The organism is Pseudoalteromonas sp. S2721, from assembly GCF_005887425.1.
In the GTDB taxonomy this organism is placed as follows: Bacteria; Pseudomonadota; Gammaproteobacteria; order Enterobacterales; family Alteromonadaceae; genus Pseudoalteromonas; species Pseudoalteromonas simplex.
In genome coordinates this window covers 56240-70718 of the sequence record NZ_PNCZ01000013.1, presented here as the reverse complement: position 1 = coordinate 70718, position 14479 = coordinate 56240, and the positions used below count along the sequence as shown (strand labels likewise).

Sequence of the window (14479 nt, the reverse complement as noted above, 5' to 3'; positions counted from 1 at the left end):
AGCAAATCAAGAAGATGAGTGCAAAGGACGCTTTTGGGAAGGTCGCTTTAAATCACAAGCTTTACTTGATGAAGCAGCTCTTGCAGCTTGCCTTGCTTATGTAGATTTAAATCCTGTTAGAGCAAAAGCGGCTGATTTACCTGAGCAATCTGACTACACCAGTATTAAATCTAGAATTAATGCAGCTCAAAATAATAAGCAACCGAAATCACTTATGCGCTTTGCAGGTAAACCACGTAAGCATATGCCTAAAGGTCTGCCATATGAGCTCAAAACATACCTACAACTCGTCGATTGGACTGGCCGCTCAATCCGAGAGGGTAAACCAGGGAAAATCCCAGAAGATGCATTACCAATACTTGAAAGACTAAACATTTGTACTGACAACTGGCTTACACTCACCACCTCTTTTACACGCTCATTTAAAAATACGGCTGGTAAAGAACAAGCAATTACAGTTTATACAAATCACATGAAGCGACAGCGAAGAAGCTCTATTAGCACTAGTCGCACACTATTTGCCTAAACCAAACTCGAATATGTTTAAAGTGGTCTGCCTTTGAGCTAAGCTTGCCCAAATCAGGCGCTAATCAGACAATGCCTACAGAATCACCTAAACATAACATTTATCTGTAAATTAATTTAGAACGACTAAGCAAGTCGGCTTTAAAATTAGTTATTAAAATACCTACAAAAGTGGGTGTCCGAATAACTTTATTACCTGTACCTAACCAGCTGTGTCATCTTCAATCAAATCATCAACATTGAGCCTGAATTTATATTGTTTAACTTGGGTGTCTAGATAACCTTTTTTGGATGTCTTGATAACTTAAGAAATAAAAAGCTCAAAGAAAGTTAGATTAATACAAGAATAAAAGATTGGTTCTAAAAAAATTTAAAAGGTATTTAAATGAAATAAGTCACCCAAATAGAATTTTGGGTGGCAGTCTTACCAGCCGCATCTCGGCACACACGTCACACGCTGTGGCTGCTCCCTTCCGGGCCTGACCAGGTTCACCTGCTAGTGTTGCGAGAGGACCAATAAGACTACCATTGAGGGCCTTGTTTGGCGCGGGAGGGATTATCTCTACTTTTAGTCTGTTATTCAAGGGGTATTCGAAAAAGAAAGTGCGATTGCATACTTGGTATACAATCGCACTTTCATTAAGGGGGTTATCGCTTACTTTTCAAGTTCAGCTTTAATGTTGCGCAGCGCAGCTTTCACTTTCTTCATATTTTCTGGGCCCATACGCAGCAATTGTTTTTGCGCATCGGGTAAGTTTTCCCACTCAGAGTAAGCATATTGATACGTAACTGAGTTACGAACGAGTGGCATATCACCTTTTGGCTCTGGCGTATCAAGCAGTACATCAATCGCCTCTTCTAACGTGCCTGTGAATGCATCACCTTCGTAACCAATTTCTGCATAAGCTTCACTGATAAGGGGTTTATATTCATCATACATACGAATAACTTGAGCAGCGCTAAGGCTGGTAAATAATTTTACGTACGGCGTATAGCGCTCATAGCTATTTGGGTCGATTGTTAAAATATCGCCCTCGATAACTTTAAACGACTCTTTAGGGCGTTCTACAGGTGCATGGCTAACTGCCACTTTACCTTTTGCGATGTTATCAACGTACACAACACCACGGCGAATAAGATCATCAGTCACCATTAAGCTCATCACTTGGTCGCTTAGTAACTCATCCATACGAGCAACAACCACTTCATCGCTTTCATTTAACGTTGGTAGTGGCTCAACTTCTGGAACTGGCTCTGGAGTGCGCTCTGGTGCAGTATCGACTACAACTGGTTCTGGCTCAGGCTCTGTCACTTCAGGTTCTGGTTCAGGCTCTTGATATTCAACAACAGGCGCTTCTTCTGCAACAATGTCTTCAACAACTTGCACTGGTTTATCTTCAGGCTTCAATAAAATAAACGCTGCCACACCCGCAACAAGGATAAGCACAACCACCGCAAAAATCAGGTTGTTATTTGATGAACCCTTTTGTACTTCAGGTTCTGACGAATGCTCTGACATAGACACTCCCTTAAAAATAAAACAGATAAAATACGAAAAAACCATTTAGCCTTAAGCTAATCTTTGCTTCTTCTAGCTTAAAGACTTACAGTTGATAAATAAAGTAAAGACGCACAACTATTTAAATGCAACCATGAGCAGTAAGTTAAAAAAAACACAGCACTCTAAAATCGCTTTATTACTAACAGGTGGTGGCGCGCGAGCGGCTTATCAAGTTGGTGTGCTTAAAGCGATAACGCAAAGCATGCCTCGTACAGCACCGCTGCCCTTTACTATTATTAATGGGACATCAGCTGGCGCAATTAATTCCGCTGCATTAGCATGTTATGCATCGTGTGCGCATTTAGCATGCAAAAAACTTGAATGGGTGTGGAAGAATTTTTCGACCTCTCAGGTTTATAAAAGCGACTTTTTAAGTGTGTTTTTGCATATTACCCGCAACATGCTTACAAGTTTTCAATCTGAACATATAAATCACCCACCAGCGAGTTTGCTGAACAATAAGCCGCTGCGAAAACTGCTACACGAAATACTCGATTTATCACGTATCGAACGAAACCTGCATAAAAACTACCTAGATGCAGTGTCGATTACTGCTTCGAGCTATACCACAGGTGACTCTGTGGCATTTTTTCAGTCACTGACACAAAAGCCGTGGCGCAGAGCAAAACGTGAAGGACAAGCAACCCGCATAAATGTTGAGCACTTAATGGCGTCGAGTGCCATACCTATGGTGTTCCCAAGTGTGAATGTGTATAACCACTATTTCGGCGACGGCTCTATTCACCAACTTTCGCCACTGAGTCCGTCGGTTCATTTAGGTGCTGAAAAAATCTTTATTATTGGTGTTGATGAACCAAAAGAACTGCATCCGCCGGGTTATCAGCCTCATTACCCTGGCCTTTCCAATATTGCTGGTCACTTACTCGATAGCGTCTTTACCGACACGCTACAGTCTGATTTAGAGCGTTTGCAACGTATCAATCGCACGCTGAGCCTATTACCTGCCCGTGACAAACACCAAGAGCTTAAACAAATTGAAACTTGCGTGATCAATCCATCGCAAAACTTTAATGCAATCGCAGCTCAGTTTTATGATGACATGCCCATGGCAATTAAGGTGTTACTACGTATGATTGGTGTTAAGAAACGTTCGCAATCGAGTTTAACGAGCTACTTACTGTTTGAAAAACGTTATACCCAAAAACTCATAGAAATTGGCTACCAAGATGGCCTTAAAAAGCTACCTGAAATTCGTAAATTTTTAGAGTTGGAGTAGCTAATCGCTACTCCATACCGTCGAGTAAAAACCGTTCGACCCGCTCTACTCGGCGAGGCTTGCCTTGCAGCACTAAAATATCGCCTGCTAATAAAATAGTTTGTGATGAAGGTGCGTCAATTTCACGGTCTTGTCGGCGCAGCGCTCTAACCGACACACGGCGCTGCTCAAGTTTAAGCTCACTAATTTTCTGATTAACCGCATAAGCATGCTCTGGCAGAGCTATAACATGTAAATACTCAAGCCTATCTGAACTGGCCTCTTCGCCATCAAGTTTATCACCAGTGAAAAAGCCATTTAAAAATTTATAACGATTGCGCCGCTCTTTACTAACACGGCGTATGATCCGTGTCATCGGCACACCAGACATATAAAGTACATGCGAAACTAACATAAGGCTTGCTTCAAGGGTTTCTGGCACCACTTCAGTAACACCAAGCTCTTTAAGGGTTTCAAGCTCAGTATCATCACGCATTCTTACCAATATCTTTACATCAGGTGCTATTTGTTTGATGGCATCAACAACTATTTGCGTTTGCTCAAAATCGGTAAAGGTAATAATGACTAGCCTTGCCCGCTCTACACCCGCTGATTTTAAAATATCTTTTTGATTCACATGGCCAAATATAACCGGTTCACCAGCCGCTTTCGCTTCTTGCAATAAGATAGGGTTACTTTCGACTGCGACGTATTCAATTGCTTCTGGCTTTAAAAAGCGCGCAACAGTTTGCCCAACACGGGAGAAACCACAAATAACGACATGATTTTGATACAAAGGACTACTTGTCGCAGGCTGCTGCCAGTACTGTCCTGTATGGCTTAAAAGGCCAAGTTTTTTGAGAATAAGCGGTGTTTTTTCAATTAAGTAAGGCGTTAGCGCCATCGAAAGCACGCCAACTGCAATTAAAAACGATGCTTGCTCTGAGCTTATTAACAAATGCTGAGAGGCAAGTGCAATTAACACAAAGCCAAATTCTCCCATTTGCCAAAGCATAATACCCGCTGATACCGCATCTTGCTTTCGCTCCCCCATCACTTGCGCAGCAATCGCAAGCACCGCTATTTTAAATAGCAATAAACCAATTAATACAGCGATAATCCAGTACCAGCTATTAAATACATAAAGTACATCTAGCTGCATACCAACAGTCACAAAGAATAGCCCCATTAATATATCGCGAAACGGTCTAATATCGGCTTCAAGTTGGTGACGATAGTGACTTTCTCCTAACATCATGCCTGCTAAAAATGCGCCTAACGCCATCGATAAACCAAATAAATAAGTCAGGCCTGCGGCAAACAAGGCAACCAATAAAGTCGTTAGCATAAATAGCTCATCGGTTCTTACCAGCGCTATTTCGCTAAACACTTTAGGCAAAATCCATTTACCTATGCCGAACAATAAAATACACACTAAAGCGCCTTTAGTGAGTGCAAAAGCCAATGCGCCGACAATTTCTTCAGAGCCACTTTGGGCTAGTAAGGGGTAAACAATAAGTAGAGGAACAACGGCAATATCTTGAAACAGCAACACCCCTATTGCCAATTGACCACGGCGCTGGTTTAAATCTCCAGATTCTTTAAGTAACTTAACAACCACCGCCGTTGAAGACAGCGCCATTAAGCTAGCAATAGTAAAGCTATTCAAAAGGCTGTGCTCTAGCAGCAGTAAAATCAGCATAAACACTATGCTGGTCACCACAACTTGCAAGGAGCCAAGGCCAAATACAATATTGCGCATTGCCATTAAACGCGGCAATGAAAACTCAAGCCCTAAGCTAAACAGTAAAAACACAATGCCGAGCTCAGCAACAAAGTGCATTTCATGGCTTTGCGCCATCCAGCCAATACCATGACTCCCTGCCAATACGCCTGTCGCAAGATAAGCAAGAATGGGTGGTAAACCAATTCGCTTGAAAAACCAAACAAATAATACGGCAGCGACAAGCAAGCCAAACACTTGGATCAGCACATTTTGCAAGCAATCAACTCCCTAGACTTAGTGACAAAACTGGTTTCTCTTTTAAATATAGCAACCTTCTGTTTTTCGGCCAGTTTAAAAATATGGCACAAATCTCGCTACATGGGAGTATCTAAACACTCCGGGGGGAGAATTATCATGGAAAATGTCCATATTTTGACACAGCGGGTGTCTGCGCGAGGCGAGTTTCTGCCGTTTTCGGCAGAGCATTACCGAATAAATGAAACAAATAGTCCACACGATTTGGTCGCAAAGTTACAAACCACGTTATCAATCGAAGAAATTTTGACTATTTTTGCCGAGCACGCAAGGCAACTAATCAATTTATCTGGCTTACAGTTCCAATCTGCACTCGGAGTGTCACAAAGCGCAGGCAGCGATACCAGCCAAACACCGTACTCTTTTGATTTAGATATCGAAAGTGAACGCTTAGGGCAGCTAATTTACTTTAGTCAGTTCCCTATGGGTAAAGCGATTGAAGCAAAATTAAAGCAGCTCCATACAGCCCTCGTTTACCCATTACGTAATGCGCTTATGTACACCCGCGTATTACGTTTAGCGACTAAAGATGCGCTAACAGGCTTAAATAACCGTAGTCAATTTAATGACAGCTTGGCACAAAAGCTAGAACGTTGCCGCCGTCAACATCGCCCATTTAGCTTAATGTTGCTTGATTTAGATAACTTTAAACAAGTAAACGATAACTTTGGTCATAAAATTGGCGATGATGTGCTACAAGAATTTGCTAACGTACTGCGCAGTAGTGTGCGCGGCACTGACTCGATTTTCCGCTTTGGTGGAGATGAGTTTGCATTATTAATCGATGACCCTGAGTTTACCACCAATAAGGTGATAGCTGATCGCATTATGAGCTTAGTTGCTAACTCAGGGTTGATGGCTCAATATGATGTAACATCAAGCATTGGTTATACGCTAGCCAACAACCAAGACTGCGAAAACGAAGTGTTTGCCCGTGCTGACAAGGGCCTCTATAAGGCAAAAGCAGCAGGAAGAAGCTGCGCAAGAGCTTACTAATTGAGTAAAAGCCTAGCATCCCCCGCTAGGCTTTTTTGTTTATAAGTTTATAACCAAATAATACTAACCAAAAACCAGCGAAGAAGCCGCTTAATAAGTAAAGCAAGGCAGCCATAGTGGTAAGGGGCGATACCATCACTAATGCCAGCGGCGTAAGCACGCCCAATATAAAGAAAATACCGCCTTTGCCTGACCAGTAACCTAGCAGCAATAACGAGCACACTAGGCCGCCAGCTAGTGCATAAAAAAGTGTATTTATTGTCAGCTCTGCATAAGCAAAACCAGCAACTACAGCCACTAGCACCGACAACGCAAAACCTAGTGGTGCTTTATTAACTAGTGATAAACCTACATGAGGTTGTTCACTCATAGAGTGTCTCCCAAAGAATTCCATCTTCAACACTGTGCTGTTCACTAACAAAGTAGCCAACAACTTGCACAAGTTGATCGTTATAAAAAATTAGTGGTGTCTGCGCACGTAACCAAGGAGCTACTTTGGCATCTTTAAACCAATGTTTTAAGGTGTTTGAGCCGGGTTTATGCAACGGTTTGATACGTGCTTGTGGCTTATTAAACTCAACCCTTACTTGCTCATCGGGCTTTGGTTTTCTAATACCCTTACCCGCTTTCACTATTAGTTTTCGGCCATCAATCAGTTCAACGCTTTGCAAAGTTATATCCATCGCCTCAGGTATTGTCTGCTCCTTCACAAAGTACCAATGCTGCTGATGCCGACGAACATCGCCGCTTTGCAAACAAATTTTTAACTGGGCATCAGTTTTTGCTGTTAAGCCTTGTTCAATAATTTGCTGTAGCTGATTCTCTGAAGGTAATTGATGGGTAAATTGATTCAGCCACGCACGTACAAGGTTTGCTTGCCTGGGCTTACTAAACCCCGCAATTGCCTCGCAGCTTAAACCACCCTGTGAATTTTGGCAGTGTGTAAGGTCGCTTTGCGTATATTCATCGAGCAGTGATTGCTGCTTTTGTAACAGCCGAATACTGCGCGCTGCACTTTTTTCAAACCCTTGAAAACGCTCCGTTAAAATAGGCAGAACCTGATGACGTAAAAAATTGCGGTCAAAGCGCTCATCAACATTTGAATCATCGGTGATATGGGTAACAGCAAATTCACTGGCAAATTGTTCAATTTGCTCACGAGTGATATTAATCAGCGGTCTAAAACATACACGCCCAGACGCTAACAATCGCGTTTGTGGCATTGATGCTAAGCCTTGCAAGCCTGAGCCGCGCTTTAGGCGAAGTAAGAAAGTCTCAAGTTGATCATTTAAGTGCTGACCAAGCAGTATCACACTACCTGATATACAGTTTTCGTCGAGGGCTTGGTATCGAGCCTCTCGCGCTTGTGCTTCGAGTGAAGTACGCGAGCGCTCATAAATTTCAACGTGCACCGCTTTAAATGCGACATCGAGCTCTTCACATAGCGATTGGCAAAATCCTTGCCATTCAGAGGCATGCTTACTCAAACCATGATTAACATACACAGCTTCAATTTTAAGTTCAGAGTGCTGCTGTTGAGCTTGCTTCATTAAATGTAATAACACTACCGAATCAACACCACCCGATAAGGCAACACTAAAGCGGCTGTGCTGAGCGGTCAGCAAAGGCTGTAGTTGCGCTAAAAAATGGTGAAATAAATCTGATGTTTGCATTAAAAACCAATGAGTATACAAGCGTCTGTGTTATCGGCATTATAAAACAAAAAAAGCCGCAAAAGCGGCTTTTTTCAATTTTAAGCTGTGTTTAGCAATAGCCAAACGACATTAAACGTTTATAACGCTGATCAAGCATTTCATCTAGTGAAAGGCCTTGTAAGTCAGCTAGGTCACGCTTAAGTTGGTTTTTAAGGTTACGCGCCATCGCATCGTAATTACGATGTGCGCCACCAAGTGGCTCATCAATTACGTTGTTGATTAAATCAAGCTCTTTAACACGTGCAGCTGTTACACCCATGGCTTCTGCAGCTAATGGTGCCTTGTCTGCGCTTTTCCATAAGATTGATGCACAACCTTCTGGCGAAATTACAGAGTAAGTGCTGTATTGCAACATGTTAACGCGGTCGCCCACACCAATTGCTAATGCACCACCAGAACCACCTTCACCTATAACAGTACAGATAGTTGGTACTTTTAACGCGGCCATAACTTTAAGGTTACGCGCGATTGCTTCACTTTGACCACGCTCTTCAGCGCCAACACCTGGGTATGCACCTGGGGTGTCGATAAAAGTCATGATTGGCATTTTGAAACGCTCAGCCATTTCCATTAAGCGTAATGCTTTACGGTAACCTTCTGGCTTTGGCATACCAAAGTTGCGTTTAATTTTTTCAGCCGTGTCACGCCCTTTTTGTTGGCCAATAACCATCACTGGTTGACCTTCAAAACGTGCAACACCACCTAAAATAGCTGGGTCGTTAGCAAAAGTACGGTCGCCTGCTAGTTCGTCAAATTCCGTGAAAATGCGCTCGATGTAATCACGAGTATAAGGACGCAACGGATGACGGGCTAACTGAGAAACCTGCCAAGCACCTAATTCAGAGAAAATTTTCTCTTTCATTTCAGCACTTTTCTCTTTTAATCGACTGACTTCCTCTTCTAATCCAAGGTCTAATTCGCCAGCGCGGCTTACATTTTGTAATTCTTCAATTTTTGCTTCTAATTCAGCGATTGGAAGCTCAAAATCAAGATAATTGAGGCTCATGCTCTAAACTACCTAATTAGTTAAATTCTAGTTCTACATCTTGCGCCGCCATCAGCGATAACTTGTGAATTAAGTCATCACTCGGCGTAACACACCATTCGGTTCCTAAAGTAATCTCAGCCAACGCATCCGGACGTTGATAGAATACTTTAATAGGACAAGTACCAAACTTATAAGGTTCCAGCACTTTTTGTAAATTATCGAAGAAGTTCGCCTCGATCTGCACCATATTCAAGGTCATTTTAATCGCTTTTATACGTTTTTCTCGCGCCTGTGCGATGGTGCATATGTCTCTAGCGGTCATTGTAATGCCACCAGAGAAGTTATCAAAGCTGACCTGTCCAGATATTACCAAGATATTGTTTACTTGCAGCAAATCTTGGTACATTTCAAACTGTTCTGGGAATAAGCGTACATCAATACGGGCACTCTTGTCATCTAAAGTTACAAGACCCCATCGATTTCCCTTTTTGTTTATCAAGGTACGAGCAGAAATCACTAAGCCTGCAGCCGTTGACTGCACATCGCGGTTAGTGGGTTGTAAATCAACCAGCCTTCCTGACGTATAATGCTTTAACTCTTTACGATACTGATTAATTGGGTGACCAGTTAAATACAGACCTAAAGTTTCTTTCTCACCGTCTAGCCACTCATTGTCGGTTAAATCTGTGGCTTTAATAAATGCTTGTTCAACTTCATCTGGCTCTGTAGCAAGTAATCCAAATAAATCTGCCTGCCCAAGTGACTCAGCCTTATGATGCTGATCGGCCGCTCGCATGGCATCTTTTAAGCTTGCGAGTAAGGTTGCACGGCCAGGCTGGGTTTTATCTGGGCCAAGTTGGTCGAGCGCTCCGGCATAAATAAGCTTTTCAACAACACGCTTGTTTAAACGCTTTAAGTCAACACGGGCACAAAAATCAAATAAGTCCTTAAACGGGCCACCTTCGCTACGAGCTTCTAAAATAGCTTCAACCGGTGCCTCACCAACCCCTTTAATGGCACCAATACCGTAAACAATTTCACCTTGTAGATTAACCGTAAACTTGTACTCACCGGCATTAACATCCGGCGGTAACAAGGTCAGTTTCATGTTTTCACATTCATCTACCAAGGTAACAATTTTATCGGTGTTATCCATATCTGCCGACATTACCGCAGCCATAAACTCTGCTGGGTAGTGGGTTTTCATCCACAGCGTTTGGTACGATACTAAGGCATAAGCAGCTGAGTGAGATTTATTGAAGCCATAACCTGCGAACTTCTCTACCAAGTCGAAGATTTTCATTGCAAGTTCGCCGTCAACTCCGTTTTTAACAGCGCCTTCTTCGAAGGTTGAACGTTGCTTTGCCATCTCCTCAGGCTTTTTCTTACCCATCGCACGACGCAGCATGTCAGCGCCACCTAGCGTATAACCAGCCAGTACCTGAGCAATTTGCATTACTTGTTCTTGATAAAGAATGATACCGTAGGTTGGCTCAAGGATTGGTTGCAAGCTATCGTGTTGCCACTGCGCATCTGGATAAGATAATTCTTCGCGGCCATGCTTACGGTCGATAAAGTTATCTACCATGCCTGATTGCAATGGACCTGGGCGAAATAGTGCTACCAGTGCGATCATATCTTCGAAGCAGTCGGGCTTTAGACGACGAATAAGGTCTTTCATACCACGAGATTCGAGCTGGAATACCGCGGTGGTTTCGGCGCGTAGCAGTAACTCAATACTTGGCTTATCATCAAGTGGAATAGCGTTGATATCAACGGGCTTTTTACCCTCACGAGCTAAGCGCTCGTTAGTCATATCAAGTGCCCACTGCAAGATGGTAAGTGTTCTAAGACCTAAGAAGTCAAACTTTACTAAACCCGCCGTCTCGACGTCGTTTTTATCAAATTGTGTTACCGGGAATTTACCCTCATCATCACAATAAAGAGCGGCAAAGTCAGTGATTGTGGTGGGTGATATTACAACACCACCAGCGTGCTTACCGGCGTTACGTGTACAGCCTTCAAGGATGCGACACATATCAATAAGCTCTTTGACCTCTTCATCACCGTCGTAGGCTTCTTGTAAACGCGGCTCAACATCAAACGCTTTAGCCAAGGTCATGCCCGGATCGCCCGGTACTAGTTTAGAAATACGATCAACAAAGCCGTAAGGGTGACCAAGTACACGGCCTACGTCACGGATAACCGCTTTTGCAGCCATGGTACCAAAGGTAATGATCTGAGATACCGCGTCACGACCATAAAGTGCCGCTACGTGATCAATTACCTCATCACGCCTATCCATACAGAAATCGACGTCGAAATCGGGCATTGAGATACGTTCTGGGTTCAAGAAACGTTCGAATAGTAAGTCAAATTCGAGTGGATCGAGGTCGGTGATCTTCAGTGCATAAGCAACCAATGAACCTGCACCAGAACCACGCCCTGGACCTACCGGAATATTGTTATCTTTACTCCACTGAATGAACTCCATTACGATCAAGAAGTAACCTGGGAAACCCATTTGGTTGATTACGTCGAGCTCTATTTTCAGACGCTCATCATACTCGCCACGTTTTTCTTTTCGCTCTTGCTCATCTGGGAATAAAAACTGTAAACGCTCTTCAAGACCATCTTCAGAGACCTTAACCAAGAAGTCTTCAATTTTCAGCGAACCGGTTGGGTAATCTGGTAAGAAGTAAGTCCCGAGCTGCACGGTCACATTACAGCGCTTAGCAATTTCAACAGTGTTTTCTAGCGCTTCAGGAATATCGCTAAATAGCTCAGCCATTTGCTCAGCCGTTTTAAGGTATTGCTGCTCAGAAAAACGTTTTGGTCTACGTTTATCTTCTAAGGTGTAACCGTCATGGATTGCTACGCGGATTTCATGGGCTTCAAAGTTTTCTGGCTTTAAAAATACTACTTCGTTAGTTGCCACTACAGGTAACTGCTCTTTTGCGGCAAGCTCAACAGCTAAGTGTAAATAGTCTTCTTCTAAAGCACGTTCCGTACGAATAAGCTCAATGTAATAATGATCGCTAAAATGTTGCTTATAAAAGCTAACGACCGATTCTATAAGCCCAGGGTTACCTTTTAATAGGGCTTTACCTAAGTCGCCATCTTTAGCGCCAGATAATAAAATTAGGCCACTTTTGTGCTCCACTAGCCATTCACGGTCTACTACCGGGCGGTGAAATAAATGTCCGCGTTGGTACGCTTTAGAGATCAACAAGGTGAGGTTTTTATAGCCTTCGTTATCTTTCGCTAAGATGGTAATTCGGCTAGGTTCATCTTCAAATTCAGGGCTTCTGAGCCAAAAATCTGCGCCGACAATAGGCTTAATACCTGCGCCATGGGCAGCACCATAAAAACGCACCAAACCACATAAGTTCATCTGATCGGTGATAGCCAACGCAGGCATTTGCAGCTCTTCTGCTTTAGCGACAATCGGCTTAGTTTTAGCTAGGCCATCCACCATTGAGAAATCTGAGTGAACACGTAAGTGAACAAATTGCGGCGCAGGCATTACTGTTGCTCTCCTTTTAACGCCAAAATGCGCTGAACAGGTTTAAAGCTTTTACGATGCTCTGCAATTGCCCCGTATTGTTCAAGTGCTGCAAAATGTGCTTTAGTCGGATAGCCTTTATGGCCTGCAAAGCCATAGTCAGGATAACGCTTATCAAGCTCAATCATTTCTTCGTCGCGGGCAACTTTCGCTAAAATAGATGCCGCCGAAATCTCTTCGACGAGGCTATCGCCTTTTACAACCGCCTGTGCTGGCACAGTTAACTGGCTAGGCACTCTATTCCCATCAATAAAAACAAACTCAGGCTTTACACTTAAGCCTTCAACTGCGCGGCTCATCGCGAGCATGGTGGCATGTAAAATATTTAGCTCATCAATCTCAACTGGACTACAACGGCCAATAGCATAGCACAGGGCTTTTTCTTTTATTTCTGCCGCTAATAATTGACGTTTTTTGTCTGATAACTTTTTAGAATCGGCTAACCCGGCAATGGGTTTATTTGGGTCCAGTATTACCGCAGCAGTTACAACATCACCGACCAATGGACCACGGCCAACTTCATCTACACCAGCAATATAATTAACATTCGGTCGTTCAATTTGCATTTAGTAACTCCGCGACTGCTGCTGCAGCTTGTTCATTGGCATTTAATCTAATGTTTTTATGTATGGCTAAAAAGCGCGCCTTTAGTTCGCTGTTATCGGTATTAAGCATAGGTGTTAGCGCAGCCGATAGGTTTTCAACATTACACTCAGTTTGAAGGTACTCTGGGACGAGTTCTTCATCGGCTAATAAATTAGGCAACGAGAAATACTTAATGTTAAAAGTGAATAAGGTTTTGAAAATCCAGTAACTCAATGGCTTAATTTTATAACCCACAACCATCGGCTTTTTATACAGCATACCTTCAAGTGTTGCGGTTCCTGAGGCAAGCAAAATGGCATCAGCGGCTTGCATTGCAAGATTTGACTGACCATCCAATAATTGCAGTTTTAGATCAGGGGCTGTTTTTTCTAAAATCTCACAAAACTGTGCTTTTCGTTTTTCATTGACTAACGGCACCACAATTTTAAGGTCAGGATTTTGCGCTTGTAATTTCGCCGCTGTTTCAATGTAAGTTTCGCTTAAAAGCCCTACTTCAGAACCTCGACTACCAGGTAGTAATGCAAGCACTTTATCAGTTTGTGCCAATCCAAGTTGATTACGAGCCTCGGTTTGGTCGTGCTCAAGAGCAATATCATCAGCCAGAGTATGACCCACAAACGTACAAGGTACATCGTGCTTATCATAAAAGGCTTTTTCGAACGGCAATAATGCCAACACTAAGTTAGTGGCGGCACTGATTTTATGAATGCGTTTTTCGCGCCACGCCCACACTGACGGGCTAACATATTGTACTGTTTTAATACCCGCCTCTTTTAGCGGCTTTTCAACACGTAAGTTAAAGTCAGGGGCATCTATACCAATAAATACATCTGGTGGGTTATCGATAAAATGCTGCACCAATTGTTTGCGTATTTTTAGTAGGCGCGGTAATCGGCCAAGTACTTCAACTAAGCCCATTACAGATAATTCGTCCATATCGAATAATGTTTTACAGCCAGCCACTTGCATACGCGGGCCTGCAATCCCCTCAAATATGGCATCTGGAAAACGGCGTTTAAGTGCTTTTACTAGCCCTTCACCTAAAATATCACCTGATAACTCACCTGCCACCAAGGCAATACGTAACGGCTTTGTTTGTTCTTTCATTCGTTGATAATTCGCAACTTTTGGCACTAATAAAAATGAGTTTACCGTGTTTTAGCAGTCGGATAAATGTCACACGAGTAATTAATACTAGAATTTAAATAAGTGCTTATTCATTAACCTAGGTAACCAGCTAAGAAAGTAAACAATTAATTTTTTAGC

At 42.8% G+C, this 14479-nt stretch carries 11 protein-coding genes and 1 other RNA gene; 3 read left to right on the top strand and 9 right to left on the bottom strand.

The annotated features are described in order from the left end of the window. On the top strand, nt 1-526 hold a 526-nt coding region (locus CWC02_RS06575; RefSeq protein WP_212751474.1), incomplete at its 5' end, for a transposase. Nucleotides 527-947: 421 nt separating this feature from the next. On the opposite strand, the gene ffs is transcribed toward CWC02_RS06575, so the two are convergent. Both ffs and CWC02_RS06565 read right to left on the bottom strand, forming a co-directional pair. Then, nucleotides 948-1044: signal recognition particle sRNA small type (ffs, locus tag CWC02_RS06570), an RNA gene on the bottom strand. 136 nt (nt 1045-1180) lie between these two features. Continuing rightward, nucleotides 1181-2044, bottom strand: coding sequence for a DUF3014 domain-containing protein (locus CWC02_RS06565; protein WP_138617152.1), 864 nt, complete (start codon nt 2042-2044; stop codon nt 1181-1183). Between the two features lie 133 nt (nt 2045-2177). Between CWC02_RS06565 and CWC02_RS06560 the strand changes: the two genes are divergently transcribed. After that, nucleotides 2178-3323, top strand: coding sequence for a patatin-like phospholipase family protein (locus CWC02_RS06560; protein WP_138599329.1), 1146 nt, complete (start codon nt 2178-2180; stop codon nt 3321-3323). 7 nt (nt 3324-3330) lie between these two features. On the opposite strand, the gene CWC02_RS06555 is transcribed toward CWC02_RS06560, so the two are convergent. Then, entirely contained in the window at nt 3331-5304 is a 1974-nt protein-coding gene (locus CWC02_RS06555) for a monovalent cation:proton antiporter family protein (protein ID WP_138617150.1), read from the bottom strand. A 138-nt stretch (nt 5305-5442) separates the two neighbouring features. On the opposite strand from CWC02_RS06555, the gene CWC02_RS06550 reads away from it, so the two are divergent. Then, nucleotides 5443-6339 (top strand): GGDEF domain-containing protein, encoded by an 897-nt coding sequence (locus CWC02_RS06550; protein ID WP_138617148.1) that lies wholly within the window; start codon nt 5443-5445, stop codon nt 6337-6339. A gap of 25 nt (nt 6340-6364) precedes the next feature. Here CWC02_RS06550 and CWC02_RS06545 read toward each other — a convergent pair whose 3' ends face one another. The 6 genes from CWC02_RS06545 to lpxB form a co-directional block, all read right to left on the bottom strand. Further along, entirely contained in the window at nt 6365-6709 is a 345-nt protein-coding gene (locus CWC02_RS06545; RefSeq protein ID WP_138617146.1) for a hypothetical protein, read from the bottom strand. After that, nucleotides 6702-8012, bottom strand: coding sequence for a tRNA lysidine(34) synthetase TilS (tilS, locus tag CWC02_RS06540; RefSeq protein ID WP_138617144.1), 1311 nt, complete (start codon nt 8010-8012; stop codon nt 6702-6704). Before tilS ends, CWC02_RS06545 begins: the two co-directional genes overlap by 8 nt. Nucleotides 8013-8103: 91 nt before the next feature. Then, nucleotides 8104-9060 (bottom strand): acetyl-CoA carboxylase carboxyl transferase subunit alpha, encoded by a 957-nt coding sequence (accA, locus tag CWC02_RS06535; RefSeq protein WP_054553102.1) that lies wholly within the window; start codon nt 9058-9060, stop codon nt 8104-8106. A 16-nt stretch (nt 9061-9076) separates the two neighbouring features. Further along, nucleotides 9077-12568, bottom strand: coding sequence for a DNA polymerase III subunit alpha (gene dnaE / locus CWC02_RS06530; protein ID WP_054553103.1), 3492 nt, complete (start codon nt 12566-12568; stop codon nt 9077-9079). Then, nucleotides 12568-13173, bottom strand: coding sequence for a ribonuclease HII (gene rnhB, locus CWC02_RS06525; protein WP_138617142.1), 606 nt, complete (start codon nt 13171-13173; stop codon nt 12568-12570). Before rnhB ends, dnaE begins: the two co-directional genes overlap by 1 nt. Continuing rightward, a complete protein-coding gene (lpxB, locus tag CWC02_RS06520) occupies nt 13163-14320 on the bottom strand; it encodes a lipid-A-disaccharide synthase (protein ID WP_138617140.1) in 1158 nt (385 codons plus the stop codon). Before lpxB ends, rnhB begins: the two co-directional genes overlap by 11 nt. Between the last annotated feature and the right edge of the window lie 159 nt (nt 14321-14479).